This window comes from Fructilactobacillus hinvesii (genome assembly GCF_024029435.1).
Taxonomy (GTDB): domain Bacteria; phylum Bacillota; class Bacilli; order Lactobacillales; family Lactobacillaceae; genus Fructilactobacillus; species Fructilactobacillus hinvesii.
The window spans coordinates 13,448-39,378 of sequence record NZ_CP097118.1 but is presented as its reverse complement, the minus strand read 5'-3'; the positions used below and the strand labels follow the sequence as shown (position 1 = coordinate 39,378).

Annotated in this window: 30 protein-coding genes and 2 tRNA genes; 26 read left to right on the top strand and 6 right to left on the bottom strand. The window is 45.8% G+C overall.

What is annotated here, in order from left to right; translation table 11 throughout:
- Positions 1–53 precede the first annotated feature (53 nt).
- On the bottom strand, positions 54–914 hold the full coding sequence (locus tag M3M39_RS00215) for a hypothetical protein (protein ID WP_252797241.1): 861 nt from the start codon (positions 912–914) through the stop codon (positions 54–56).
- 161 nt (positions 915–1,075) lie between these two features.
- On the opposite strand from M3M39_RS00215, the gene M3M39_RS00210 reads away from it, so the two are divergent.
- Together M3M39_RS00210 and M3M39_RS00205 are read left to right on the top strand one after the other, a co-directional pair.
- On the top strand, positions 1,076–2,596 hold the full coding sequence (locus tag M3M39_RS00210; RefSeq protein WP_252797240.1) for a TPM domain-containing protein: 1,521 nt from the start codon (positions 1,076–1,078) through the stop codon (positions 2,594–2,596).
- Positions 2,597–2,662: 66 nt separating this feature from the next.
- Positions 2,663–3,247, top strand: a complete 585-nt coding sequence (locus tag M3M39_RS00205) for a LemA family protein (RefSeq protein ID WP_252797239.1) — start codon at positions 2,663–2,665, stop codon at positions 3,245–3,247.
- 48 nt (positions 3,248–3,295) lie between these two features.
- Here M3M39_RS00205 and M3M39_RS00200 read toward each other — a convergent pair whose 3' ends face one another.
- Positions 3,296–3,538 (bottom strand): hypothetical protein, encoded by a 243-nt coding sequence (locus tag M3M39_RS00200; RefSeq protein ID WP_252797238.1) that lies wholly within the window; start codon positions 3,536–3,538, stop codon positions 3,296–3,298.
- A 137-nt stretch (positions 3,539–3,675) separates the two neighbouring features.
- Between M3M39_RS00200 and M3M39_RS00195 the strand changes: the two genes are divergently transcribed.
- From M3M39_RS00195 to M3M39_RS00180, 4 genes are all read left to right on the top strand, one after another.
- Positions 3,676–4,083: a hypothetical protein gene (locus M3M39_RS00195; protein ID WP_252797237.1), complete on the top strand. Its 408-nt coding sequence runs from the start codon at positions 3,676–3,678 to the stop codon at positions 4,081–4,083.
- Between the two features lie 327 nt (positions 4,084–4,410).
- Complete coding sequence (locus M3M39_RS00190; RefSeq protein WP_252797236.1) at positions 4,411–4,926, top strand: TetR/AcrR family transcriptional regulator; 516 nt, start codon at positions 4,411–4,413, stop codon at positions 4,924–4,926.
- Positions 4,927–4,929: 3 nt separating this feature from the next.
- Positions 4,930–5,991 (top strand): ABC transporter permease, encoded by a 1,062-nt coding sequence (locus M3M39_RS00185; RefSeq protein WP_252797235.1) that lies wholly within the window; start codon positions 4,930–4,932, stop codon positions 5,989–5,991.
- 2 nt (positions 5,992–5,993) lie between these two features.
- Positions 5,994–6,668 (top strand): ABC transporter ATP-binding protein, encoded by a 675-nt coding sequence (locus tag M3M39_RS00180; protein ID WP_252797234.1) that lies wholly within the window; start codon positions 5,994–5,996, stop codon positions 6,666–6,668.
- A 95-nt stretch (positions 6,669–6,763) separates the two neighbouring features.
- Here the strand turns inward: M3M39_RS00180 and M3M39_RS00175 are convergent.
- Together M3M39_RS00175 and M3M39_RS00170 are read right to left on the bottom strand one after the other, a co-directional pair.
- Positions 6,764–6,837: transfer RNA gene (locus tag M3M39_RS00175), tRNA-Asn, on the bottom strand.
- Positions 6,838–6,870: 33 nt separating this feature from the next.
- A tRNA-Asn gene (locus M3M39_RS00170) sits at positions 6,871–6,944 on the bottom strand.
- Between the two features lie 221 nt (positions 6,945–7,165).
- On the opposite strand from M3M39_RS00170, the gene M3M39_RS00165 reads away from it, so the two are divergent.
- Positions 7,166–7,627 carry an NUDIX hydrolase gene (locus tag M3M39_RS00165; protein WP_252797233.1) on the top strand — a complete coding sequence of 154 codons (462 nt, stop codon included), beginning with the start codon at positions 7,166–7,168 and terminating at the stop codon, positions 7,625–7,627.
- 4 nt (positions 7,628–7,631) lie between these two features.
- On the opposite strand, the gene M3M39_RS00160 is transcribed toward M3M39_RS00165, so the two are convergent.
- Positions 7,632–8,354: a winged helix-turn-helix domain-containing protein gene (locus M3M39_RS00160; RefSeq protein ID WP_252797232.1), complete on the bottom strand. Its 723-nt coding sequence runs from the start codon at positions 8,352–8,354 to the stop codon at positions 7,632–7,634.
- A 110-nt stretch (positions 8,355–8,464) separates the two neighbouring features.
- Here M3M39_RS00160 and M3M39_RS00155 point away from each other — a divergent pair, with 110 nt between their 5' ends.
- From M3M39_RS00155 to M3M39_RS00120, 8 genes are all read left to right on the top strand, one after another.
- The gene (locus M3M39_RS00155; protein WP_252797231.1) at positions 8,465–9,331 is read left to right on the top strand and encodes a phosphate ABC transporter substrate-binding protein; all 867 of its coding nucleotides are present in this window, start codon (positions 8,465–8,467) and stop codon (positions 9,329–9,331) included.
- Positions 9,332–9,343: 12 nt separating this feature from the next.
- A complete protein-coding gene (pstC, locus tag M3M39_RS00150) occupies positions 9,344–10,267 on the top strand; it encodes a phosphate ABC transporter permease subunit PstC (protein ID WP_252797230.1) in 924 nt (307 codons plus the stop codon).
- Positions 10,264–11,169 carry a phosphate ABC transporter permease PstA gene (gene pstA / locus M3M39_RS00145; protein WP_252797229.1) on the top strand — a complete coding sequence of 302 codons (906 nt, stop codon included), beginning with the start codon at positions 10,264–10,266 and terminating at the stop codon, positions 11,167–11,169. The genes pstC and pstA overlap by 4 nt, the downstream gene beginning before the upstream one ends.
- 15 nt (positions 11,170–11,184) lie before the next feature.
- Positions 11,185–11,976, top strand: a complete 792-nt coding sequence (pstB, locus tag M3M39_RS00140) for a phosphate ABC transporter ATP-binding protein PstB (RefSeq protein ID WP_252797228.1) — start codon at positions 11,185–11,187, stop codon at positions 11,974–11,976.
- Between the two features lie 10 nt (positions 11,977–11,986).
- A complete protein-coding gene (pstB, locus tag M3M39_RS00135) occupies positions 11,987–12,754 on the top strand; it encodes a phosphate ABC transporter ATP-binding protein PstB (protein WP_252797227.1) in 768 nt (255 codons plus the stop codon).
- A 21-nt stretch (positions 12,755–12,775) separates the two neighbouring features.
- Positions 12,776–13,453: a phosphate signaling complex protein PhoU gene (phoU, locus tag M3M39_RS00130; RefSeq protein ID WP_252797226.1), complete on the top strand. Its 678-nt coding sequence runs from the start codon at positions 12,776–12,778 to the stop codon at positions 13,451–13,453.
- Between the two features lie 208 nt (positions 13,454–13,661).
- Complete coding sequence (locus M3M39_RS00125; RefSeq protein ID WP_252797225.1) at positions 13,662–14,750, top strand: glycoside hydrolase family 73 protein; 1,089 nt, start codon at positions 13,662–13,664, stop codon at positions 14,748–14,750.
- Positions 14,751–14,910: 160 nt separating this feature from the next.
- Positions 14,911–16,134: a TcaA 3rd/4th domain-containing protein gene (locus tag M3M39_RS00120; protein ID WP_252797224.1), complete on the top strand. Its 1,224-nt coding sequence runs from the start codon at positions 14,911–14,913 to the stop codon at positions 16,132–16,134.
- A 39-nt stretch (positions 16,135–16,173) separates the two neighbouring features.
- Here M3M39_RS00120 and M3M39_RS00115 read toward each other — a convergent pair whose 3' ends face one another.
- On the bottom strand, positions 16,174–16,791 hold the full coding sequence (locus M3M39_RS00115) for an SGNH/GDSL hydrolase family protein (RefSeq protein WP_252797223.1): 618 nt from the start codon (positions 16,789–16,791) through the stop codon (positions 16,174–16,176).
- A 121-nt stretch (positions 16,792–16,912) separates the two neighbouring features.
- Here M3M39_RS00115 and M3M39_RS00110 point away from each other — a divergent pair, with 121 nt between their 5' ends.
- The 11 genes from M3M39_RS00110 (at position 16,913) to M3M39_RS00060 (ending at position 25,905) form a co-directional block, all read left to right on the top strand.
- A complete protein-coding gene (locus M3M39_RS00110) occupies positions 16,913–17,737 on the top strand; it encodes a phosphopentomutase (RefSeq protein ID WP_252797222.1) in 825 nt (274 codons plus the stop codon).
- A gap of 29 nt (positions 17,738–17,766) precedes the next feature.
- Positions 17,767–19,026, top strand: coding sequence for a NupC/NupG family nucleoside CNT transporter (locus M3M39_RS00105; RefSeq protein ID WP_252797221.1), 1,260 nt, complete (start codon positions 17,767–17,769; stop codon positions 19,024–19,026).
- Positions 19,027–19,149: 123 nt separating this feature from the next.
- Positions 19,150–19,542, top strand: a complete 393-nt coding sequence (locus tag M3M39_RS00100) for a tautomerase family protein (RefSeq protein ID WP_252797220.1) — start codon at positions 19,150–19,152, stop codon at positions 19,540–19,542.
- Positions 19,542–20,453, top strand: coding sequence for a ribonucleoside hydrolase RihC (gene rihC / locus M3M39_RS00095; protein WP_252797219.1), 912 nt, complete (start codon positions 19,542–19,544; stop codon positions 20,451–20,453). The genes M3M39_RS00100 and rihC overlap by 1 nt, the downstream gene beginning before the upstream one ends.
- A 190-nt stretch (positions 20,454–20,643) precedes the next feature.
- Complete coding sequence (gene rsmG, locus M3M39_RS00090; protein WP_252797218.1) at positions 20,644–21,366, top strand: 16S rRNA (guanine(527)-N(7))-methyltransferase RsmG; 723 nt, start codon at positions 20,644–20,646, stop codon at positions 21,364–21,366.
- 19 nt (positions 21,367–21,385) lie between these two features.
- On the top strand, positions 21,386–22,153 hold the full coding sequence (locus tag M3M39_RS00085; RefSeq protein WP_252797217.1) for a ParA family protein: 768 nt from the start codon (positions 21,386–21,388) through the stop codon (positions 22,151–22,153).
- Positions 22,143–23,030 carry a ParB/RepB/Spo0J family partition protein gene (locus M3M39_RS00080; RefSeq protein ID WP_252797216.1) on the top strand — a complete coding sequence of 296 codons (888 nt, stop codon included), beginning with the start codon at positions 22,143–22,145 and terminating at the stop codon, positions 23,028–23,030. Before M3M39_RS00085 ends, M3M39_RS00080 begins: the two co-directional genes overlap by 11 nt.
- 10 nt (positions 23,031–23,040) lie before the next feature.
- Positions 23,041–23,229: a DUF951 domain-containing protein gene (locus M3M39_RS00075; RefSeq protein ID WP_252797215.1), complete on the top strand. Its 189-nt coding sequence runs from the start codon at positions 23,041–23,043 to the stop codon at positions 23,227–23,229.
- Positions 23,230–23,244: 15 nt separating this feature from the next.
- The gene (gene ychF, locus M3M39_RS00070; RefSeq protein ID WP_252797214.1) at positions 23,245–24,342 is read left to right on the top strand and encodes a redox-regulated ATPase YchF; all 1,098 of its coding nucleotides are present in this window, start codon (positions 23,245–23,247) and stop codon (positions 24,340–24,342) included.
- An 8-nt stretch (positions 24,343–24,350) separates the two neighbouring features.
- Positions 24,351–25,082, top strand: coding sequence for a DUF1129 family protein (locus M3M39_RS00065; RefSeq protein ID WP_252797213.1), 732 nt, complete (start codon positions 24,351–24,353; stop codon positions 25,080–25,082).
- 136 nt (positions 25,083–25,218) lie between these two features.
- Positions 25,219–25,905: a response regulator transcription factor gene (locus M3M39_RS00060; protein ID WP_252797212.1), complete on the top strand. Its 687-nt coding sequence runs from the start codon at positions 25,219–25,221 to the stop codon at positions 25,903–25,905.
- Positions 25,906–25,931: the final 26 nt, after the last annotated feature.

The following is a 25,931-nucleotide window of genomic DNA, read 5'->3' as shown; positions in this document are numbered from 1 at the left end:
ATCCCAAAATAAGCAAAGGCAAACTCGAATTGAGCTTGCTTTTTTTAATTCAATTATTTTAGATGAACGAAGCGTAACACCAGGGAAATTGCCATTAATTCAATCCAGCTAATTAACAGACAGATGTAGATTAAAATTAGCAGCACCAACCAAACCACGGCGGTTAGTAACACAAATTGGTCTAATGATTGGCCAAAGTCAGGTCTGATTAGTTTAATGACTGTTATCACGATGCTGAATACGATGACTAAAATTAGATAAACCTTAGCCCCCTGCCAGGAACTCTTTAGGTCAGCAGTTGAAAGGCTAAAGGCAGTCGTACTAATTGTGCCAATTAGTACCAATAACAACAGCTGGCGCCACCAAGCACTGGTAAGAAAAGCTTGCCCAGTTTCGTCTAACCAGGTCAATGTGGTTTGCCAGGCAAACTGCGCGTAGTCTAGCAAAGGTTGTTGCTGATTAATGAATTCTGGAGCCCCCACTGGTTGATAATCTGGATGACACAGTAACTGGATGAGTAAGTCTAAAACGAAAATGCCACTGAACATGGGAGCAAGGCCGATGAAGAAGTTTCCGACCGCTTGATACCAGTTGCGCGGATTATAATTAGAAGAAACACTACCCAACGAACCATCGTGATTTTCTGAAAGATTGAGCAGTTTAAACGAGCTAATGCGGTGCATGAACAGGAGCGCAAAAACAAGATGGCCAAGTTCATGAATGATGACGCCCAGCCCACCGGCCCAGTACTGCGCGCGTTCGCTAAAATTAGTGACGAGGGTGCGCTGGACAAAACGAGCTAAATGAGCCGTCAGCCAGCCGACTAACAAGGGCCAGGCAATCAGAATGACAATTAAAAAGAGGGCAAGTTTACCAGTTTGAAATGCTAACGTGGTTAAGATGGTTGAATCCATGGTCCTCCTCACTTTCATTGGTAGTATTTCCATTATACGGAAATCAATGGGTGACAGGTCTGCAAACGACTTAAAGCCAGAGCAATGGCAATTGACAGGGACGGTGGACTATAAGAAAATAGCGCTATGGAAAGAACACACAGAATTGAGGCTGATTTTTAATGAGGAAGAAACACTTTTGGATGTGGTTAGTAGCGGTCGGACTGGGGCTATTATTAATGGTCAATGGAGTTCACGCTGCCGATCACCAGAACAGCTTTGTTAAAGATGATGCCGGCGTCTTGTCGGATGAAACTTTACAAAGCGTTTCTGATTTGAATTACAATCAGCTGAGCAAGATTAAAGGGAAGCCCCAGTATGCGGTGATTACGAAAAGTGGGTTACCTGGAAACCAAGATATCGACGACTATGCAATTGACCAAGCCCGAAAACTGGGATTAGGACGTCCGGGTTGGCATAACGGGGTGTTATTGGTCTTAAACGTCAAACCGGGCCAGCACGAAGCCCGACTTGAAGTGGGAACCGGGTTACAGGGAGCCTTACCTGACGGTGCGGTTTCCCAAATTTTTACCAATCAGCAGGTTCAAAGTAACTTACATCAGCATCATTATGATCAAGCGGTGCAAACCATCAGTAATTTGGTAGAACAGCGCTTGCGTCAACATCAGGGCGATATTTACACGCCGAGTCAGACGCAGCAACGAATGGAGCGCGAGCAAACTAATCAGGCTAATCAAAAAGAGGTTAACCAGAACTTGATGTTTGTGGCCCTGTTGTTGGTTTTAGTGGGAATCAGCGCGTTAGCCTTTTCCATGAAGAACTGGCGGCATCGGAGTCGAAAATCATACGATCGCAAGGTACTGGACTTTCTACAAAAACACCAGTTGGCAACGAACGACGAAGTTTTAATTAACCGAATGGTGGATAATTTGACCGCCAAACAGACCAAGCCAACGGCCGAAGCGCTGTGGCAGGCGTTTAACGAAGAAAATTTGAAATTACAGGGAATTAATCGGGTGGTGCCATTCCCAGCGCTAACTAAGGGGCCCATGAATGTAACCGAATACCAGCAACAACTGGCTCAGTACGAGCAGGAACGGGCTACGCGGGAGCAGCAGATTCGTAACGCAGCGACGACGTATCTAGCGCAACAGGGCTATCCGGACGACCCAGAGATTTTTATGGTTGCTCTATTAGGAACGCCGGCTGTCCAAAAGTACATCGAAACGGGAACGGATTATTCTGCGGCAGAGGACACCATTGCTGATCAATTCCGGCGGCACATGCTGATTAATTTCATGCAAACCGATCCGCAGATGCAGCAACGGATGCAACGCAAAGGGGCCACAGACTCGTACGCTAACTACGTAAACCGGATGAGTAGTGACCGGGTTAACCGGATTTATAATGGGGGAAATATTAACCGGGTGTTATTGATGACGGCTGTAGCCAGCTTAGTTGGTTCCTTTTTAGCGGGTCGTAATCACCATGATCACTTTGACGGTGGCTCTTCGTTTTGGGACGATGATAATCACGGGGACACCGGGGGCTTCTTTGGGGGCAGTGATGGTGGTTCCGATGATTTCGGTGGCTTTGGTGATTCGGGCGGCTCCTTTGGCGGGAGCTTTGGTGGCGATAGCGGTGGTTTTGACGGTGGCGGTGGCGACTCAAGTGGGTGGTAACCGATCCAAGAAGCCGGTATAATGAACCATACTAGGAACGCTGACTTTAGACACGGAGGGAACAAGATGAAACTGAAAAAAGGATACGTGATTACAGGGATTATTGCTGTAATCGTTGTGATTTTAGGTGGATGGTTAATTTCCACCAGCAACGGCTTTGTCCGGAGCCAGCAACAGATCAAACAGGATCAAGGGAATCTAGAGGCACAGTTGCAACGGCGGGCGGATTTGACGCCCCAGTTGGTGAACACGGTGAAGGGTTCCATGCAAAACGAGCAAAAGATTTTTGGCGAGATTGCGGCTTCTCGGAATCAATATGCCAACGCCAAGACTTTGAAGGATAAAAATCAAGCCGTACAGAACATGGATAAGCAAACCAACGTTTTGTTAAATGCGGTTCAAGAAAACTATCCCACTCTAGCTAGTTCTAACCAGGTGTCTGAATTGATGACCCAGATTGAGGGCAGTGAAAACCGAGTTAGTCAGGCCCGGCGTACCTATAACCAAGATGTGACGGATTACAATACAAAGATCGCCGTCTTTCCTGGCAACATGATTGCCAACATGAAGGGCTTAAAGCCATACGATGAATTTAAGGCAGATCCGGGTGCACAAAAGGCGCCAAAGATTGATTTGAATACGAATAATTAAACGAAAAAAGGCAGCTTTCCCTAGATGTTACAGGGAGCTGCCTTTTTGTTAGCGATACGTAATTGTCATAATGCACTTCATGTAGTTGAGGCTGGTAATATCAGTGTCCAAAATTTCGTATCCATCGGACTGCATGCCACTCATGATCTCTTCAATGACCTGATTCGTGTCTTTATCAAAGAAAAAATTAAAACCGCCTAGTTTGAAAGCAATTACATGTTTTTGTCCGTCGCGATTGGCTAAACCCGCTTTCAGTTTTTCATAATGAGATGAATTGGAAAAAATGGGCATAAATCCTCCTTAAAGTAAAAAGCAAAGTGGTATTAATATACCATAAATGATCTCCAGAAAGATTCTAATTTTGTTCATTTTTTTCGGTCAGCATCAGTTATAATGAAATTAAACTGGAGCGCACGAGGAGGCATACTGTGAAACGAAGCAAGCAATTAATCTTACTGGTGTTGAGTGGTTTATTATTACTAACTTTAGCTGGGTGTCGGAACTTTTCTTTGACGAATCAGGGCCATGATTATGTGAAGGTCTACGATGCCAAAGATCATCTGCTCCAGCAAACCAATCAATTAGGGAAACTAAAGCAGATTACTGATAATAAATATCATGTGCTTAACCACGCGCCGGTCCCGAAGGATGCCCAGGTGAACTATCGCTACGTTGTTCACCAGCGCAAACATAACCTGAAGTTAAACGTTGTGGTTTACGCTAACTACAAATTGGCTAAAATCAGTGGAGTTCCCATCATGGGGAGTGGTACCATTAATTTGAGCCAGCGCCAATTTGAAGAGTTAAACGACCCAGACCGGGCCCTTAGTAAGTAAGGAGGATGTGGCAATGAAAGCAGTAATTAGCCACTTCATTACGGGTCTAAGACGGCAGTTGCTAACTTTTTGGCAAAGTTAATCAAGGACGGCGCCCAAGCTTACTAACAGGCTTCGATTGGAATTTATGAACCCGGATCAGATCGTTATGATTGGCCGACATTTTATTAAAGTAGTTAAATCAGGGAAATTTAATTTTCCTGATTTTTTTGTCAAAATGTTGACACTGTGTCACCATCGTGTTAAATTAAAGAAGTTGACACGATGTCACCGATAAATTAACTAATTTGCAAATAAAGTTATCAATCATTTGGAGGAGAAATAAAGATGCCTACCACTACATTTGAAAAATTACCAGCTGAAAAGCAAGAACGGATTAATGCTGCCCTGTTAAAGGAATTTTCGGCCTATTCACTCGCCGAGGCCCAGGTTGCTCGCATCGTCGATGATGCCGGAATTTCACGGGGTTCATTTTACAAATACTTTAACGATATTTCGGATGCCTATCGATACGAGTTTCAACAGGTGATGTCAGAACTCCACGCCCCGTTCAAACGAGGCGCGTCTGCGACCGACGTGGATGAAATCATTGCGATGGTTGACCAGTTTGTGTCGGAAAGTAACAATAGCGAGTACCGGGAATTCATGCGATTGTATTACCAACGGAATCAATACTTACTACCGACTGACATTTCACCCCGGACCCCAACTGAATTGGAGTGGGCGAGCTCAGTTTTGATTCACCAAACGATTAAGGAAATTCTGTTGAACCCAGACCACCAGGAACAATACCTAGGCCGGCTGCAACGGGTCTTACAACAATTGTTTAAAAAGGAGGGCTAACTAATGTTTTTAGCGCTAAAGGAAATTAAGTACTCAAAGCTCCGCTATGGTTTAATCATTACGATGATTCTGTTGATTAGTTATTTGATCTTCGTGTTGACGAGCTTGGCAGTGGGGTTAGCGTCCCAAAATACGCAAGCAATTAATAGCTGGAATCCCGCGCGGATTGTTTTGAACAAAAATTCAAACGTTAACGTCAGTCAATCGTTAATCATGCAAAGTGACCTGGAGAAGGTGCACTTGAATCCGAAACAGGATGACTTGATTGGAGCGGCTCCAGTAGTGGCCACCGGGAACCACGAGAAGGTTTCCTCACAATTCGTTGGGCTTGATCCCAACCAGTACATAGCAAAAGATTTACAACTAATCAGTGGCCATAAAGCCCGTAATCAACAGCAGGTGGTTGTTGACCAAAAGTTCCAGCAAGCTGGTTATCACCTGGGAGACAAACTCCGTTTTAATTCATCCAAAGAACAATACGAAATTGTTGGGTTTGTGAAGAATGCCAAGTTTAACATTGCCCCGGTGGTCTACGGGTCGTTGCCAACCTGGCACACGTTGCGCAACCTTGGCAATCAGTTTGCCGGAAGTGCGGTGCTCAGCAAACGGGCTAACTTCCAGATTCCGAGCCAGCAATTACATTCATACACCACGAAAACGGTGGTTAATAACCTCCCCGGTTACACCGCCCAAACGTTAACTTTTACCCTGATGATTGGCTTCCTGATGATTATTTCCTTGATTATTATTGCGGTCTTCTTATACATCCTAACGATGCAAAAGTTACCGAACTATGCCGTTTTACGAGCTCAAGGAATCCCAGCTGGGAAGCTAGTTAAGTCCACGATGGCACAAACCTTGATCCTAGTGGTGAGTGGGATTGGCGCTGGTTTTATCTTGATGGGCTTGACCCTACTAGTGCTCCCGAGTGCGGTTCCAGTAGCCTTTAGCCTTCCCATCATGCTGGGGACGGTGGTCGGACTTTTGGGGACCTCGATGCTCGGGGCCTTATTACCAGCATTGTTAATTGTGCGAATTAATCCCGCAGATGCGATTGGAGGATAATGATGGCAAGCATTGAATTAAAACAGATTACGAAAAGTTTTGGGACGGAAGAAAATCGGTACCGGGTCTTAGACAACGTGAACTTTACCAGTGACGCGGGGGAAGTCACGATTATCACTGGTCCCTCGGGTTCGGGAAAGAGTACTTTATTAACCATCATGGGAGCATTACGTAATCCGGATGCTGGGGAAGTGTGGCTTGATGGGACCCAAGTTAATCAATTAAGTAGTCGGGAACAGGATCACTTCCGTTTAGACAAAATTGGCTTTATTTTACAGGCCCACACGTTGGTGCCCTTTTTGACGGTTAACGACCAGTTCCGCCTGGTTGATCAAGTGAAATCGAAGGGAAACTTAGAAGGCCAGCAATTCCAACAATTGTTAGACACTCTGGACGTGAGTCAACTTTTAAACCAGTATCCAGCGGAACTATCCGGCGGTCAGAGTCAAAGGGTGGCAATTGCGCGGGGATTGTACACGAAACCTGTCATTATTTTGGCAGATGAACCCACGGCATCGTTAGACGAAAACCGGGTCTTTCGGGTTTGTAAACTGTTAAAAACCGCGGCCAAAGAACAACGCCAGGCCGTGGTGGTAGTCACCCATGATGAACGGATGCACCAGTACGCGGACCACATCTACGAGTTAGTGGATGGTCACTTGACCAAGCAACGCTAAAAAATCAAAAAGGATCTACTATCTTTACGGACGGTAGATCCTTTTTGATTAACAAAACGAAAAAATCCTCTCAAGGAGGAGGCTGAGTAGGCGTACTGACGTGGCTGGGCTCGAACCAGCGACATCCTGATTAACAGTCAGGTGTTTCTACCAACTGAACTACACGTCAAGAAGTGAAAAAGATTTCCAGCCGAAACTGGGACTGCTGTGGCTGGGCTCGAACCAGCGACATCCTGATTAACAGTCAGGTGTTTCTACCAACTGAACTACACAGCAAGAAGTGAAAATGAAATTCACTAGTCGTTAACTTAGCGAATGATTATATTTTAGCAGCTGGGTTCGTGATTGGCAAGTGTTTTTGGACAAAAAAGCGAAATAATTCGGATATCTTAACCATCTAAAGGGGACGTGCCTAAAAAGTTCGTAAAACGCCACTTGCAATTTCTGCCGAAGTCGACTAGATTTAGGTCAATCAATCAGCTTAGGAGGAACAACCAATGGCAGACTACATTCATGAGCTACGGCAACTGGTCGGGCACCGCCCCTTGATTTTAAATACTGCTGGTGGAGCATTACTGGATGAGCAGCAGCGGGTGTTACTTCAGGAACGGACCGGCAACAATGACTGGTGCTTTCCCGGGGGTTACATGGAATATGGGGAACGAATTGTGGAGACGTTACGACGAGAATTTAAGGAAGACTCGGGACTTGAAGTCGAACCGATTCGCCTATTACAGGTTTTTGACGGTGACTGCTTCAAGTATCCCAACGGCGACGAAGTCCAATGTTTAACCAATTTCTTTTTAGTCCGCAAAACGGGCGGGCAGTTATTACAACATCGGACCGCAGAAACTAGCGCGTTACGGTACTTTCCGCTGGACGAATTACCGCCGTTCTTTAACCACCAATCAGAAAAGATGGCCCAGGCCGTCATCGACTATTTAGCCCAAAAGAGCTGAGCAATCAGCTCTTTTTGATTTGGTAATTCCCAACGAAGTGGTAGCCAAACCCGCGGACCGTTTTAATGTGATCGGGGTGTTTGGGATCTGATTCAATTTTATCGCGAAGGTGGCTGATGTGGATGTCCACCATTCGAGAGGTTTCAGAAATGTCATACTGACCCCCCCAGACGCCGGCGAGCAACTGGGCTCGGCTTAACACTTGGGGAGCATGTTCAATTAGGTAGAGTAATAGTTTCAGTTCTTTAGGCGTTAGGCCGAGATCTTGGTCGTTTTTAAAGGCCTTGTATTTTTGTCGATCAATCACAACGTCGTCTACGATTAAACTGGGTTGCGTTTGGGACTCGCGGAGTGGTTTGCCGCTAATCTGGTCGTAGAGTTGCTGTTTTTGCTGAAAGCGCGCGACCAGTTCTTCTGGATCCCAGGGTTTGGTGACGTAATCGTCAAATCCAGCTTGGAAAAACTGGGTGCCGTGGTGCGGGGTCTTGGCGAGCATGATGATTGGCAGCTGGTAGTTAGAGCGAAGTTTGTGGAGGACCTTTTCCCAGTGTTGGGCAGGAAAAGCGGTGAGGTCCCACAGGACCCCGCTGCTGTGCTTTTCGTCCATTAAGTTCGGTACCTGATGTGGCTCATCACTGGTATCGACAAAATACTCATGATCATTGAAGGCTTTCCCTAACTCAATTGCGAGTCGGAGTTGCTTGGTTACTAACGTTATGTGTTGCACACCCTCACCTCAATTATTTACACAATCTTTACATAAAGCACACAGGACCTTTACATAGAGTTATTATACTTGGTTTTGTAAGGAAATGCAGAAATGAGTGGGAGGCGCCTATGCGATTCAGCAAATTGCTCCCCGTAGGCTTAGCTGCGGTGGGAATTTTATTATTAAGCGGATGTGGAACCAAAAACAAACAAAATGCGGTGACCGCCGTGGGTTCAACGGCGATGCAGCCTCTGGTGCAAAAAGCCGGTAGTGATTTTCAAAATCAACATAAACAATACACAATCACGGTCCAAGGTGGTGGTTCCGGAACGGGACTGAGCCAAGCGGAAACGGGAGCGGTTAACATCGGGAATTCTGATATCTTTGCGGAACAAAAAGATGGGATTCACGCGAACAAGCTGCAAGATCATAAAGTGGCCGTAGTGGGAATTGCGCCCGTGGCAAACGAGGAAAATGGCGTCAAGAACCTGACCGAACAACAGTTGGCTGCTATTTTTACCGGTAAGATCAAGAACTGGAAGGAAGTTGGTGGAAAAGACCTCCCGATCATCGTGATTAACCGTTCGCAAGGAAGTGGAACCCGAAAAACCTTTGAAGCAAACGTTTTAAAGGGGAAGCAACCGGTGAAGAGTCAGGAACAGGATTCGAACGGAACCGTAAAGAAGATTGTTCAAAACACGCCGGGGACGATTAGTTACTTATCGCTGCCATACTTGAATAAGCAGATTAAAACGTTGAGCGTGGACGGGGTAGAACCGACTCCAGCCAACATTACCACCAACAAATGGAAAATTTGGTCGTATGAACACATGTACACCGCGAAAAAACCAAGTAAGGCGACCCGGGAATTTGTGAACTACCTGTTATCTAAGCCAGTGCAGTCCAAGCTAGTGAAGGAAGCAGGTTATGTCAGTGTCCATGACATGAAGGTGCACATGACTTCCGATAACCGGGTCTTACCGGGCAATCAATAACAGGAGGAAACGATGAATAACATTCAAAAACGATTAGTGAAACCGAGTGCGGCGACCCGCCAAGACCGGCGGGGACGGATCATCAGTTTTGTCTGCGTGACTTTTATCATGGTACTGACGGTGGCCATCATTGGTTTCATTGCCATACGAGGTCTTTCGACCTTTACTGAAAACCACATTTCCGTGTGGGATTTCTTAACCAAGAGTGATTGGAATCCCGGTCAGGTCGGAACCAACGGAAAACCGGAAGTCGGGGCGTTAGCCATGATTGTGGCGTCCTTTGCCGTTACATTACTAGCCGCTCTTTTTGCCACTCCGTTTGCCGTGGCGGTGGCTGTTTACATGACGGAGTTAGCGCCCAAAAAGGGAGCCCGGATGTTGCAACCCGTGATCGAATTGCTGGTGGGAATTCCCTCGGTGGTATACGGATTTGTCGGCTTAGTCGTAATTGTTCCCGCCATTCGGACCGTCTTTGGCGGAACTGGATTCGGAGTATTAGCGGGAGCCATCGTGTTATTCGTGATGATTCTGCCCACGATTACCTCGCTCACGATTGACAGCTTAAAGCAGGTTCCCGATTACTACCGGAATGCATCCTTGGCTCTCGGAGCAACGAGATGGCAAACGATTTACAAGGTGATTTTACGGGCTGCCCTGCCGGGAATTATGACGGCCGTAGTCTTTGGAATGGCCCGGGCCTTTGGAGAAGCACTGGCCGTTCAGATGGTGATTGGGAACGCTGCCATTGTTCCAACCAACCTGGTTTCACCGACATCCACGTTGACGAGTCAATTAACCTCGCAAATGGGAGATACCATCATGGGGACGCTACCCAACAACGCTCTCTGGTCTTTGGCGCTCGTCCTCTTGCTGATGTCCGTTATCTTTAATGTGTTAGTTAAAATCATTGGAAAACGAGGGGAGCTTACGAAATGAACGATTTAACTACTGCCAAAGCCAATCGCAACAACCACCTCGCTTTGTTAGGAATCAAAGCAATGGTTGGAATCGTGGTTTTAATTCTGATTGCCCTGTTGGGTTACATTTTAATCACCGGATTACCTCACGTTTCCTGGCACTTTTTAACCTCTGCTTCCAAAGAATTTGGCTCCGGCGGGGGAATTGCCAACGAGCTCTTTAATTCCGTTTACATTTTGATCATTACCCTGGTGATTTCCTGTCCCTTAGCGTTAGGAGCGGGCATTTACCTTTCCGAATTTGCTAAACCATCCTGGTTGACCAGTACGGTTCGGACCATGATTGAGGTTTTAAGTTCGTTACCATCAATCGTAATTGGTCTGTTTGGATACCTCGTGTTGGTAATTAAGTTCCAGTTTGACTTTTCAATTTTATCGGGGGCCCTGGCCATGATGTTCGTTAACATTCCGTTGTTAACGCGTAATACCGAAGAAACGTTAACGGCCGTGCCGCATTCGCAACGAGAAGCCGGATGGGCCTTAGGATTATCCAAGTGGCGGACGATTACCAAGATTATTTTGCCAGCTGCCGTGCCCGGCTTAGTGACCGGAGTAATTTTGAGCGCCGGCCGGATCTTTGGAGAAGCCGCTGCCCTAATCTTTACGGCCGGACAAAGCACTCCGGTGGTTAGTTACAGCAACTGGAATCCGTTTAACCAGACCAGTTTCTTAAACCCGATGCGGCCCGCAGAAACGTTGGCGGTTCACATTTGGAAGTTGAATACGGATGGAATTACTCCAGATGCCGATCAAATCTCTAGTGGAGCATCTGCCGTGTTGATTGTTGTAATTTTACTGATTATTCTGTTATCACGTTATCTTGGGAACTACTGTTACCGCAAGATGAGTGGTACCAAGTAGGAGAAAGGAGTTCTCGTGGCAACAACTTATGATTTAAACCAACATTATTTAACGCACGTTGACGGCCCAATTGCTCTAGAAACCCGGAATCTGGATGTTTTTTATGGTAGCAAGCAGGCAACCTTTAATGCCAACCTCCGCTTTCCTAAAAATAAGATTACCGCATTGATTGGAGCATCAGGATCCGGGAAATCAACCTTTTTACGGAGCTTGAACCGGTTAAATGACAACGTGGCTACCGTAAAGGGCGCGATTGAATATCAAGGACTAGATATTAACCAAACTCATATCAACGTGTACGAAGTCCGTAAGAACATTGGGATGGTGTTTCAACACCCGAATCCGTTTGCAAAGTCCATTTACGAAAACATTGCCTTTGCGCTGCGAGAAAACGGCATGACAGAAAATATCGACGAACAAGTGGAACAAAGCCTGCGGGGTGCAGCTCTGTGGGATGAAGTTAAGGACAAACTGACCTACAGTGCGTTGTCGTTATCCGGAGGACAGCAACAGCGGCTCTGCATTGCCCGGGCGATTGCCGTTCGGCCTGACATCTTATTGATGGATGAGCCCACCAGTGCCCTGGACCCGATTTCTAGTCGTAAAATTGAAACGACCATGCAGGAGTTAAAAAAACACTACACGATTATCATTGTGACTCATAACATGCAGCAAGCGGCGCGTTCCAGTGATTTTACGGCTTTCTTTCACATGGGGCACGTGATTGAGTTTAACCAGACCGCAGAATTGTTTACGAATCCCCAGATGAAAGCAACGGAAGACTACATCTCGGGACACTTCGGTTAAGGAGGAGCGCATGACAACGAATCAAACCCCCCTGTTAACGACCAGTGACGTCCGGCTTTACTACGGAGAACACGAAGCGTTACACGGGATTAACTTGAACTTTAATCAAAACGAAATTACGGCGCTGATTGGACCATCCGGCTGTGGAAAATCTACTTACCTGCGGTGTTTAAATCGAATGAATGATCTGGTGGATGGCGTTTCGATCACCGGTAGCTTTCGGCTGGATGGCCATGACATTTACAGCCCGAAACAGGACGTGGTGGCGCTGCGTAAAAAGGTCGGCATGGTGTTTCAACAACCGAATCCGTTTCCGTTTTCCGTCTATGACAACGTCGCCTATGGCCTCCGGGTGCAGGGAATCAAGGATAAAAAGACGTTAGACGAACGGGTGGAATCGAGTTTAAAGCAGGCGGCGGTCTGGGATGAAGTTAAGGATGACCTACAGAAAAACGCTGTTTCATTTTCCGGAGGGCAGCAGCAACGGATCTGTATCGCCCGCTTGTTAGCAGTACGTCCCGAAGTGATTTTGTTAGACGAACCGACTAGTGCGCTGGATCCAATTTCCAGCGCTTCGATTGAAGACACGTTGTTACAGATTAAGGATCAATACACGATTATCATCGTGACCCACAGTATGCAACAAGCTTCCAGGATTTCGGATCGGACGGCGTTCATGTTAAACGGGAAGCTGGTGGAAACGGGCAAGACTAAACACATTTTCTTAAACCCGAAAAAGCAGGAAACCAGTGACTATCTCAACGGAAAATTTGGTTAAGCAACAGAGGAGGAACTAACAATGGCAAGTACGTTTGACGATCGACTCGCAAAGTTACGAAAAGGCTTCACGGATATGGGAGTGGACGTTAGTGAACAGATTTATCAATCAACCAAATCCTACATTGATCACGACGTTGACCTAGCTCATCAGGTTATCGACGGGGACAATGAAGTCAATGGTAACGAAACAAAGTTGGAAAAAGACGCGATGAATCTGATTGCATTGCAACAACCAGTGGCGCGGGACTTTCGGATTATCATTAGTTATTTGAAGGCTAGTACCGATTTAGAACGAATCGGGGATAACGCGGTGAACATTGCCAGAGAAACCATCCAAGCCAAGGGAAATCCACGGATTCAGGATGTAGAAGTGGTGATTGCGAAGATTACGAAGCACATCCGCAAGATGCTAGAAGAGATTCTGGATGCCTACACCACCTTTGACGCAGAGATTGCGCCGGTGATTGTGCAAGAGGATCGCAAAATTGACGAATACTATCTCAATACACGGACGGCGATTACGGAAGGAATCTTGGAGAATCCGGAAACGGCTGTCGCTGCTTCTAGTTACTTGATGGTGATCCGGTTGCTGGAACGGATTGGAGATCACATTGTGAACCTAGCGGAGTATCTAATTTACAGTGATACTGGCAAAATTGTGGAACTAGGAGAAGCTAGTGAAGCTAATCTCAAGTAATTTATAGAAAACGGCTCAATATGAGTCGTTTTTTTATGCGATTTGCTAAATAATTTATGTGCAATTTAAAATGTAAACGGCTTGATTGTGCTATAATTAAAAAAGACTTTATACGGTTACGACGAAATCTGGGGTTTTGCCGTATTTAATTGTGTCTGGAAACAATACCGGGCGCTGTCCATAACTTTGGATAGAGGAGATCATTTCAATGAAATTTTTAAAACTACACATGATTCTATTTTCATCGTTACTGTTGGCTGGGAGTGTCTTGAACCATCCTACGGTTCATGCTGATCCGCAACCATCGGCTCCCCAAGCCCCAGCCGATGACTTCGCTGATTTAGCACCAAATCAACGAGACTTTATTAACCAAGTGAAGCCGGGGGCCATCATGGCTTGGAAGCAATATGGGGTTCTTCCGTCCGTTGCAATTGCCCAAGCAATCATTGAAAGTGGTTGGGGCTCGTCTTCTCTTGCCGCACAAAATCATAACCTCTTTGGGATCAAAGGGGCTTGGAACGGTCAGGCAGTCTTTTTGCCCACACAAGAATTTAGTGGGGGTGGTTACGTCACCATTACGGATGCCTTTCGTTCGTATCCAGACTGGTCAACTAGTATTCAAGACTATGGGAATTTTCTGCATAGTAACAACCGTTACGCCAATTTAATTGGAGTCAGAGACTACGTTTCGGTTGCTAATGCGTTGCACGAAGACGGTTACGCCACAGCTCCGGACTACGCGCAAACCATCATTAGTTGTATTCAACGGAATCATCTTGATCGGATTGACCAAGAAGCCTTTAATGCTCCGGATGATTACAAGGGTCCGGTTGGATCAGGGGCCAGCACGAATACCGCTCCAAGTGGTACTTCTGGAGCAGCTTTAGCCAATGATCCGTATACACAGGGAGCTCCTTCTGAATATACGCCAACGCCAAATGTCGATAATAGTGACGCGGTGGCTCCATACACTGGAGATGACAAGGATCGAAATCCACAAGTGGTGGCCTTTGATCCGCACGGAGCTTCCAATGTTCCGACCGAAAAGGCAGATCCAAACGACGCTACGTTAGGGAGTCCGGTTACTGTGACGGGTGATCCATACCAACCACAAACGCAAAAGGTTGATTTAAAGCCAGTCCCACAGGTTCAAACAGATTTACCACAGGGGGCAACCTTGAATCAGTCAGCTAATGGTATGAAACGGGCAAATTCAACGGCTCTTGTGAACAAGCCGACGTCTCCTAATGCAGCTAGTTCACCGAACGCCAACCCAACAACTGCTAGCGATAAGTAGGTAAAAAGTCATTTATAGGGTGTAAAAACGTCTGGATCATTCAGACGTTTTTTTGTTAACGACCACTGGGAGTTAGGTTCCGATGCTTTCCATTAATATGATAGGATAGGAACAATGAAATAAGTAGCAAAACAAAGGAAACAAGTATGGGAGTAAATTCATGACAAAGAACGCTAACGAATCATCTGCGCAACCCCAACGCTCGCATTGGAAGCGCAACCTCTTTTTCTTAGTAGTAGTGGCCGTTGTCGCCGGATTGGGCTTTACCGGCTACCGGTATTATGCCAAGGATCAGCAGGTCGCCCGGATTACAAGCGGAATTTTAAACGAACAGGAACAAACGTTTACGAACAATGTGTTGATTACGGGACAAAATGGTGCGGTTACGGCAGCCACCATGCAACCGGTCGTTGATTATTACCAACAACATCCCCATGAATTGGCAATTTTAAAGGATCAGTTAGAGCAAAATGATGAGGCTCCCAATGGATTTCGACTGGTGAAGAAGGGAAATTACTTTGGAATTTTTCCTCACTACCGGTTAGCCATTGATCAAATTCGCCCGGTAGTCCAAACCAATTCCCCCAATGCAAACGTTCAGTTAGATGGGCATGACATAGGCCAAACAGGATCTGGTGATCAAATTCAGCTGCCCCTCATGGTGCCTGGCTTTCACAGTATTAAGGTCCAAGCCACAGTGAATGGGGAAAAAATCTCAACCTTCAAGCAAATCAGCTTTTTTGCGAATGAACACCAAAAAATTACGGTTCCGCTTGCTATGCTTTCCTTCCGAGTGAAAGGACCAGCAGGAGCCCAAATCATTGTTAACAATCAAAAGGTCGGCACAATTGCCGATGACGGAACGGGAGCAGTTACAGACGTCCCGCTTGACCAGCAGACTACAACCTGGCTTGAAATGGACGTGGATGGTCATCAGATTGTAAGTGAAAAGAAAACGATTACCAAAAAAGACAATGGAAAATTAATTAGTTATAACTTTCCTAGTGCGATTAGCAAAGACGATGGCTTTCAACTTTTTAGTAATCTATGGTCAGGAATTGGAAATGCAGCAAACTTAAATCAAGGGTTAGACCAGCAAAACGTAGCTGGAAACTTTAAGGATGGAACCAACAATCCTGATTATCAAACTTTGAAGGCCTTTGTAAACCAGACCCACCAAAGCCATATGCAATTTGGAACGCTACATTTACAAATCGAAAAAGTGCAGCCTCTTGGTGACGACGGTAGCATGGTAACGTATCGGGTGCAAAGTGACGTAAAGATTAATAATCAAATTGGAACCTTTGATAATCGGTACCAAGCTCAGGTAGGAACTGGTGATAATCGACAACTGCAAATTCAAACTAATCAACTTGTGCAATAAGAAAAAGCATTCGCAAACGCGAATGCTTTTTTGGTTGGCTTATAAGAAATGATGTTGTTGTAAAAAGGAATAGAGAATTGTTGCCATTCGCTGGTAAGTTGCTGCGTTAGGATGGAGGCGTTGATCACCTAACGTGGTCCGGTAGTTATCACTGGTAACCAGATTGGGAGCCACGCTCCGCCAATCTAACACGGGAATTTGGTGGTGAGCATAAACCGCTTGGAGCTGCTCGTCTAATTCATTCAGAGTGTACTGCCCCATGCCGGTGATTTGTTGATTATCAACCCCACCGTCAAACCGAGGAAGGGGTAAGATGCCAATCAGTTGAATGGCCGGATTTTGCTGCTTTATTCGGGTGAGGTTTTGATTTAGGCCAGCAGCCACAGTATCTAGAGTGGCATCAGAATGCGCAAAGTCATTGGTTCCAAAGAATAACGTAGCAATTTGGTAGTCGCAAAAATCGTGACTAGCTACTTGAAAATCGAGATCGCGTTCGGTATTGCCGATGATGGCCCCGGCGTTAACCCCAACGTTAGTGATTTTCCAATCTGGAAGGAATTTTTGTAAGTAGTAGGAAATGTTATGGGTGAGATTACGAGCCCCGTCAAACCCATTGGTAATTGAGTCACCTAGCATGATTAAGTGTTTTTTTGTCATGATCATTACCTCCTTGATGCCTAGTTTTATCTTAACATAATCCGAAGATTTCCTTATTGCTAGGCCAGAAAAATTAAGTTATTATTAAGCATAAGATGATTACTTCATGGAGGGTGAGCAAGTGAGTTATAAACGAGTGATATTAGTTGATTTAGCGGCTCTAGGAATGCGTTCGGATAATGAATCTGCGCAACATAATTCAGATAATGATACGTTGTTGACTCATGTTCTAAATCAATCATCAGAATCAGCTCTGCCAACTTTTCACAAATTGGGATTGTTTAACATTTACTTTGATCGAGACGACGATCCGGATTTACAGCCCATTGCAACCTACGGACTGACGCGGACCCGCTCAATTGTGAACAAGTCGTGTTCGGGACTGCGGGAAATGTTTGATTGTTCACTCAGTTATCGCGTATCTAGTGTGTTTGAAGAGGTCGGAAAACACAGTAATTCCATTGTGATTTCCCGGTTTATGAGTTACCTCTTTTCCCAAGAACACACCAGACACTTACAGGTGGGGAATGATCAGGATGCCTTTGCTGTCTTGCATCACCAATTAGATAAGAATAAGGCAGGCTTCTTTTACCTGCAAGTGCCTAGTTTACAAACTGATACCGAAGCCAACGATTTCGATGGGTTTACGGATGCGTTAAACGAGGTTGACCAGCAGTTAAAGGGCGTGTTGGAACAGCTTCACCCGGATGACTTACTCATGGTGGTCTCCAGTCGGGTGGGTGATAACCGTTCGAAGGACGGTTTTTCCACCTACAAGATTTTGCCGGTGATGATTTACAACGAAAACCTCACTCCTACCCACATCGCAGGGAAACCGTATGTGTGCGAAGTAGGAGGAACGGTACTGGCTGCTTTAGGTCTTCAAGACCTAGTTACCTCTCCAAAACATAACTTGCTCCCCCAAACTCAAGTAACGGTCGATTAATTGCTGCTGGATAACGAAAGGATCTGAACATGTATCTACTGATTAATATAATTGGGGTCTTAGTCTTTTTGGGAATTGCCTTTCTTTTTTCCAAGGATCACAAACACGTCAACTGGCGTTCCATTATTATCGTGTTGGTATTGAACTTAGTAATTGCTTACTTACTGACGAACTTTAGTCTGGGGCGGGACCTAGTTAAAGCCATTGCGGGTGGTTTCCAATGGTTGGTTAACATTTCTTATACTGGGATTGCCTTTGCTTTCCCAGACTGGGTGCACGTCAAACAGATGAACTTCTTTACGTCGGCATTGATGCCGATTTTGATGATTGTACCGTTGTTTGATATTTTAACTTACTTTGGCATCATGCCATTTTGTATTAAGTGGATTGGTCGGGGAATGGCCTACGTTACGGGGCAACCCAAGTTTGAATCGTTCTACGCGGTGGAAATGATGTTCTTAGGGAACACGGAAGCCATGGCGGTTTCGAGCTTACAACTGAAGAACATTTCTTCTAAACGGGTCTTGACGATTGCCATGATGTCCATGTCCTGTATTACGGCAGCTATGGTAGGAGCTTATGCCCAGATGGTACCCGGTCAATACGTTTTAACGGCGATTCCGTTGAACATTTTAAATGCCATCATTATCACCAATCTGTTGAACCCCGTCCAGGTTACTCCTAGTGAAGATGTGATTTACCAAATTGGGGGAAGTTCGACTGCGGACCAACAAGTGGCCGAAGAAACGGTGGCTGACCATCCCGAAAAGCCTCACAAAGAACCGTTCTTCTCATTCTTGGGAGACTCCATTTTAGGCGCCGGAAAGTTAATCTTAATCATTGTGGCCAACGTAATTGCCTTTGTGGCTTTGGCAACTTTGATTAGTAAATTACTAGAATTAATTAACCCATGGTTATCCTTGGAACACATCCTTGGAACCATCATGTTCCCATTTGCATGGTTAATGGGATTAGATGTAAACCATGCCTTTCAATTTGCTCAATTTATGGGAACCAAGTTAGTGACGAATGAATTCGTGGTGATGGGCCAGATTGCGCCACACATTAACAACCACCACCTCTTTAATCCGCATTACCAAGCCCAGTTAACGGTCTTTCTAACTTCCTTTGCCAACTTCAGTACGGTTGGAATGATCGTGGGATGTTTGAAAGGAATTGTGAGCCGGGACAAGAATGACTTTGTTTCTAAGAACATTGTCTACCTCTTCCTGTCTGGAATTTTGGTTTCCCTAATGTCCGCTGGAATTGTCGGACTCTTTGTTTGGTAAGTAAACGCGCAGCAAAAACGTCTCCACGTGGGGGCGTTTTTTAATTACAAAGGGTTTGGACCCGGTGCTAAAGTGAAGCTATGCTAAAATAGAAGTAAATTAAAGAGATAGGATGTGAAGGAAATGCCATTAATGCGCATTGACATGGTCAAAGGCCGGAGAACACCGGACGAAATCAAAAAGGTGATGCAACTTTCATACGATTTAACCCGTAAGGACCTAGGGGTTCCAGAAGATGATCGGTTCCAAGTTGTAACGCAACACGAAGCCTATGAAATGAAATTAATGGATGCTGGATTAGGTATCGAACGAACGGATGACATCCTACTGTTTGAAATTTTATCTACTCCCCGGACCATGGGACAGAAGAAAAAATACTGTCAGGATATGGCGGAAGCCTTCCATACGCAAATGGGGATGAAGCCGGAAGACATTATGATTGTCTTTGCTACTAACCACGCCGAAGACTTTAGTTTTGGAAACGGGAAGCAACAGTTTTTAAACGGAGAACTGTAATGGAAAAGATTATCATCGACTGTGATCCTGGGATTGATGACGCGGCGGCGTTATCAGTAGCCATTAATCACCCTGAGTTAGACGTTCAGTTGGTTACAACGGTGGCTGGAAACGTGACGGTTGATAAAACAACGCAGAATGCCTTAAAAATCCTAGAATTCTTTGACAAGGCCGACCAGATTCCGGTAGCAGCCGGAGCGGAGCAACCGTTGGTAAAACCGTTTGAGGATGCTGCTCGGATTCACGGTGAATCCGGGATGCGCGGTTATGAATTCCCCCAACCGGTGACCAAACCGGTACAACAGACGGCGGTGGAAGCATTACACACGGCCATCATGCAGAGTCTGGAACCAATCACTTTGGTACCCACCGGCTCTTATACTAACATCGGGTTGCTGTTAGCTCAGTATCCCGATGTTAAAGCGAAAATCAACCGGATTGTGACCATGGGAGGCTCCCTGGGAATGGGCAACATGACCAGTGCCGCCGAATTTAACGTTTTTACGGATCCAGATGCGGCTCAAATTATGTACCAAGCCGGGATCCCAATCGTGATGATTGGGCTGGATGTGACCATGAAGGCGTTGTTAACTCCAGAGACCCTCACAACGATTGCTAATCTCAATCGCTCTGGCCAAATGTTACACGACATTATTATTAGTGATGGTGATCGTAACGACGCTGGGGTGGCCATGCATGACGTGAATACCATTTTTTACCTGCGGCATCCAGAGGCCGTTACGACCACACCGTACTGGGTGGACATTCAAACGACCGGTCCGGCGATTGGAGAAACGGTGGCTGACATCCGGGGTGCTTATCACGCTGGGCAGACGAATGCCCTGGTAGGCACTGATATTGATGCAGCGGCCTTTAACCGGTGGTTCATCGCTCAAGTGGAACGAATGTAATTGTCTTTTAAATGAGATTTAACCCGTGTAAAAACAGAATTCAGTTGGATTCTGTTTTTTCTTTGCAAAATTTTATTCTTTCTAACGAAACCACTGAATTTTCGTTATAATGTATAATATGATGATAGTTACGCAGATGAAGAAATGATTGAACAATTTTGGTTCAACCGGCTGTAGTGAGGAGTTATGAATGACGCCAGAAGAGTTTTATGCGGCCTTAGCCAAGCAGGGTATTAACCTGAGTGAGCAACAAAAGCAGCAATTTCAGGATTATTTTCGGCTATTAGTTGATTACAACCAGCGAGTTAACTTAACCACGATTACAGCCGAAGCGGATGTCTATTTAAAGCATTTTTATGATTCGCTGACGCCAGCTTTTTACGTTTCCGGGTTTCGAAAAGCAGCGACGTTAGTTGATGTGGGGGCCGGAGCGGGATTTCCGTCGTTACCACTGAAAATCTTGAATCCCGAACTACGGGTGACCATCGTGGATTCTTTAAACAAGCGCATCGTCTTTTTACAACAGCTGGTTGATCAGTTGGGGCTCAAGGACGTACGACTGGTGCACGCCCGTGCGGAAGAGTTTGGTGGTCGGCGGTCTCAAGAACGGGAACGCTATGATTATGCCACGGCCCGTGCGCTCGCCCGTCTGAGTGTGATGAGTGAGTTATGTCTACCGTTGGTGAAAGTGGGTGGGGCTTTGATTGCTCTTAAGGGGGCCAAAGCAAAGTCTGAGTTAAGTGCAGCCACCAAAGCGCTTCATGTGCTTGGGGGTCAGGTAACTGCAGATCACGCTTTCACGTTGTTACCCCACGACGAAGAACGCCACATTATTGTGATTAAAAAAGAGAAGCAAACGCCGATTAAGTATCCTCGCAAAGCGGGAACACCGAATAAGGAACCGATTCAATAAATAAACAGGAGGTTACCAGATGGCACACATTATTGCGTTAGCAAACCAAAAGGGGGGCGTCGGAAAGACGACCACCGCTGTGAACCTGGGCGCCGATTTGGCGAGCGCGGGCAAACGAGTTTTGATCGTGGATTCCGATGCACAGGGCAACGCGACCAGTGGAGTAGGAATTAGTAAGCAGGCGATTCAGCACGATATTTACGACGTGTTGGTGAATGAAGAACCACTTGGCTCTGTGATTATGCAGACTCAACACGAAGGATTAGACATTATTCCGGCCACCATTCAACTATCAGGGGCAGAAATTGAATTAACTCCCCAAATGGCCCGGGAAACGCGGTTGAAAAGTGCGTTAGGACCGGTCGATGATCAATACGATTTTGTGTTAATTGATTGCCCCCCCTCGTTAGGTCTGATTACCATCAATGCCTTTACCGCTAGTGATTCCATCATGATTCCCGTCCAAAGTGAATACTATGCCCTCGAAGGTTTAAGTCAGCTTTTAAACACGGTTCAGCTAGTCCAAAAACACTTTAATCCGAACCTTTATATCGAGGGCGTTTTGCTTACGATGTATGACGCACGGACGAACCTTGGAGCCCAGGTTAACGCCGAAGTCCGGAAGTTTTTTAAAGATAAGGTTTACCAAACGGTAATTCCTCGCAACGTGCGGCTCTCAGAAGCGCCGAGTCACGGGCTTCCCATCATTGATTATGACCCCCGCTCCAAGGGGGCCCAAGTTTATTTGGAACTAACCAAGGAGGTATTGGCTGCCAATGACAAGTAAGAATAGTAAGGGGCTCGGCCGGGGGCTGGATGCACTCTTTGAAGGTAATGAAGTTAGTTTAGATGATGAAGCGGTTCAACAACTGGAATTAGCGAACTTAAAACCTAATCCGTACCAACCCCGCAAGAAATTTGACCCCAAAGCCCTCCAGGACCTAACCAACTCGATCAGGGTTTCTGGAGTTTTTCAGCCAATCATTGTTCGGCAACCTAATCCACACCAGGAAAGTTATGAAATTCTGGCCGGGGAACGCCGGTTTCGGGCTTCTAAAGCGGCCGAAAAAACCACCATTCCAGCCATCGTTCGGGATGCTACTGATGCTCAAATGATGGAAATTGCGGTCATGGAAAACCTGCAGCGAGAGGATTTGAATCCCCTAGAGGAAGCTAAGGCTTACGAAATGTTGATGACCAACTTGGATTTAACCCAGGCGCAGGTTTCTAAACGACTGGGCAAGAGTCGACCTTACATTGCTAATTATCTGCGGTTATTGAATTTACCGGTTCCGGTCAAAGAAATGTTGCAAAAGGGACAACTGTCGATGGGACAGGCCCGGACGTTACTAGCCGTGAAAAACAAACAGGCATTGGTGCAGTTAGCTAACAAGGCCGTTGCCCAAACGTTGACGGTCCGGCAATTGGAAAAAGAAATTGAAAAACTGAATCAAACTAATACTACCAAAGCGAGCACTAAACAGCGCAACCGGAAGTCACTGTATCTCCGTGCCAGTGAAGCCCAGTTACAGGATAAGTTTGGTACCAGAGTGGCCATTAGTGAGAGTCGGCCGAAGTCAGGGCGGGGGAAAATCGAGATCGATTATCTTTCAAACGATGATTTAAACCGGATTTTAACGTTATTGGATGTTCACCTAGACTAGGAGGATTTCAATGTACGAATTACACGACGTCGTGGAAATGAAAAAACCCCATCCATGTGGTGCTAACCGTTGGGAAATTATCCGGATGGGGGCAGACATTAAACTAGAATGTCAAGGCTGCGGTCACATCGTAATGATGCCCCGCCGGCAGTTTGAAAAGCGAATGAAAAAAGTCTTAGAAAAACATGCAAAAGATTAGAAAGAGGTAATGGAGATGGCATTAACAGCGGGAATTGTAGGATTACCAAACGTGGGCAAGTCAACCCTGTTTAACGCGATTACAAAGGCAGGGGCCGAAATGGCGAACTATCCCTTTGCCACCATCGATCCGAACGTGGGGATGGTTGAAGTTCCAGATTCGCGCTTAGATCGGATTCAAGCGTTAATTCCGGCTAAAAAAGTGGTCCCAACCACCTTTGAATTTACGGATATTGCGGGAATCGTAAAGGGAGCTAGCCGGGGAGAAGGACTGGGAAATAAGTTCTTAGAAAACATCCGTCAGGTGGATGCAATTGTCCACGTGGTGCGGGCGTTTGATGACCCAAACATTACCCACGTTTCTGATAAGGTTGATCCTGTGGCAGACATTGAAACGATCAACTTAGAACTAACGTTAGCCGATCTGGAAGCCGTTAACAAACGGATTGGTAAGGTGAACAGGGCTGCCAAAGGGAGCGAAGAGGCTCAGGCAGAATTGGATGTTTTAAATAAGATTAAGCCGGTGCTAGAAAATGACGGAGCTGTGCGAGACATTGAATTTGATGAGGAAGAAACGAAGATTGTGAAGGGGCTCTTCCTGTTAACTTCCAAACCCGTTTTGTATGTGGCTAACATTAGTGATGACTCAATGGCCCATCCAGAACAAGATCCGTATTTTCAAGCAGTTGAAAATTACGCTTCTGAACACGGAGCCCAAGCCATTGGGATTGCAGCTGAAAGCGAAGAAGAAATTGCTGAATTAGACGATGATGATAAGGCCGAATTTTTAGCCGCGGCTGGGGTAACCGAACCGGGCTTGGATAAGCTGATTCGGGCAGCTTATAAGTTATTGAACCTTGAAACGTTCTTTACGGCTGGGGGCAAGGAAACCAAGGCCTGGACCTTTTTACGGGGAACCAAAGCACCACAAGCAGCGGGCATTATTCACTCTGACTTTGAACGGGGCTTTATTCGGGCCGAAGTGATGTCTTTCACTGACTTAGACCATTATGAAAGTGAAGCGGCCGTGAAGGAAGCCGGTAAGTTACGAATTGAAGGAAAAGATTACGTGATGCAGGATGGAGACATCGTTAACTTCCGGTTTAACGTATAGGAGGAACTATGGCAACTGAAAACGAAAAGCGTAACGCTCACGTGCATCAACACCGTCGTTCGAGCCAGAAGGAGCGCTATGCAGAATTTGCAAACCTTGGTCTGACCAAGCGGAACGAAGAGTACCTGGTGAAGTTTAGTGCTACGTTAGCAGAAACAAACTATCCGGCCGAAAAGCAAGCCGACGTGATTAAAACGATGGTACAAGAAATTTTGGCCGCGCAAAAGCGGGGGACCACCGCGAGAAACCTTTACGGGACCGTTACGGACAAGGTTAAGCTTACCTTGAATCCTCCAAAGGAACCGGAAGGACCAATGACGAAGGAACGGTATTTAACCGATGCCACGTATAATTTTTTGTGGTTCCTAATTTTATTTAACTTTATGTACGGAGTAATGGCTTTCATGGCGCCGGCCTCCGCTAACCAATCTGGGGCAGCGGGAATTACTTGTATTATTCTATCTTCGCTAGTCGCCGGTTTAGGGATGCCGTTTATCACCCAACTTTTTGCTCCCAACGTGCAACACCAACACAACTGGTTCGTCCGGGCTGGAATCATGGCCGTGATGTTTTTAGTTTGGATGTTGGTATTTTACGGATCCAACTTGTTGCCACGGATGATTAATCCCGTGGTCAATCCAATTATCAACATTGTGATTGGAGCGATTGGAGTGGTTGCGATTCTTTACATGCGTTCCCGCTTCAAAATTACCAGTGGGATTTTTGCGGGACGCCGCTAAGCAGGCTTAAAAACGGATTTCGTTAGGAATCCGTTTTTAAATTGCTAAGTTTTTCTTATATCGCTCCAAAATTCTTTTATTTAAGTTAGGATTTGATAAACTAAACAAAAAGACGAAGCAGAAGAGGACATTCATAATGAAAATTTTAGTTGTTGATGACGATCAAGAAATTGCTCAATTATTAGAGATTTACATTAAAAACGAAGGCTATGAGCCAGTGGCCACTTACAATGGAGAAGATGCGCTGTCTAAATTACACACGGAGTCAGACATTGGCTTGATGATTTTAGACATCATGATGCCAGGGATGAGTGGGATTGACGTGATTAACCAGGTCCGCAAGGACTCCCAGATTCCCATCATTGTGTTATCTGCCAAGACAGAAGACCTAGACAAGATTCAAGGACTGACTACCGGGGCCGATGACTACGTAACCAAACCGTTTAATCCACTAGAAGTGATGGCGCGGGTGCACTCGTTGTTGCGACGCAGTAAGAATTCGTTGACCAAATCAGAACCAGATGAAATTCACGCGGACATGCTAACCATTAATCGTGATTCGCACGAAGTGGTGACCGACGAGGGGACCCACATTCAACTGACGGCAATCGAATTTGGGATTTTATACCTGTTGGCGAGTCACCCCAATCGGGTGTTTTCAGCTGATGAAATTTTTGAACGAGTTTGGAAACAAGAAAGTGTGATCTCAGCGAAAACTGTGATGGTTCATATGAGTCACCTGCGGGATAAAATTGAAGAGGCGACAAACGGTAAAGATGTGATTAAGACGGTGTGGGGAGTAGGATACAAGGTTGAAGGTTAAAGCAAGAACCAACGAAGATTTCAAGC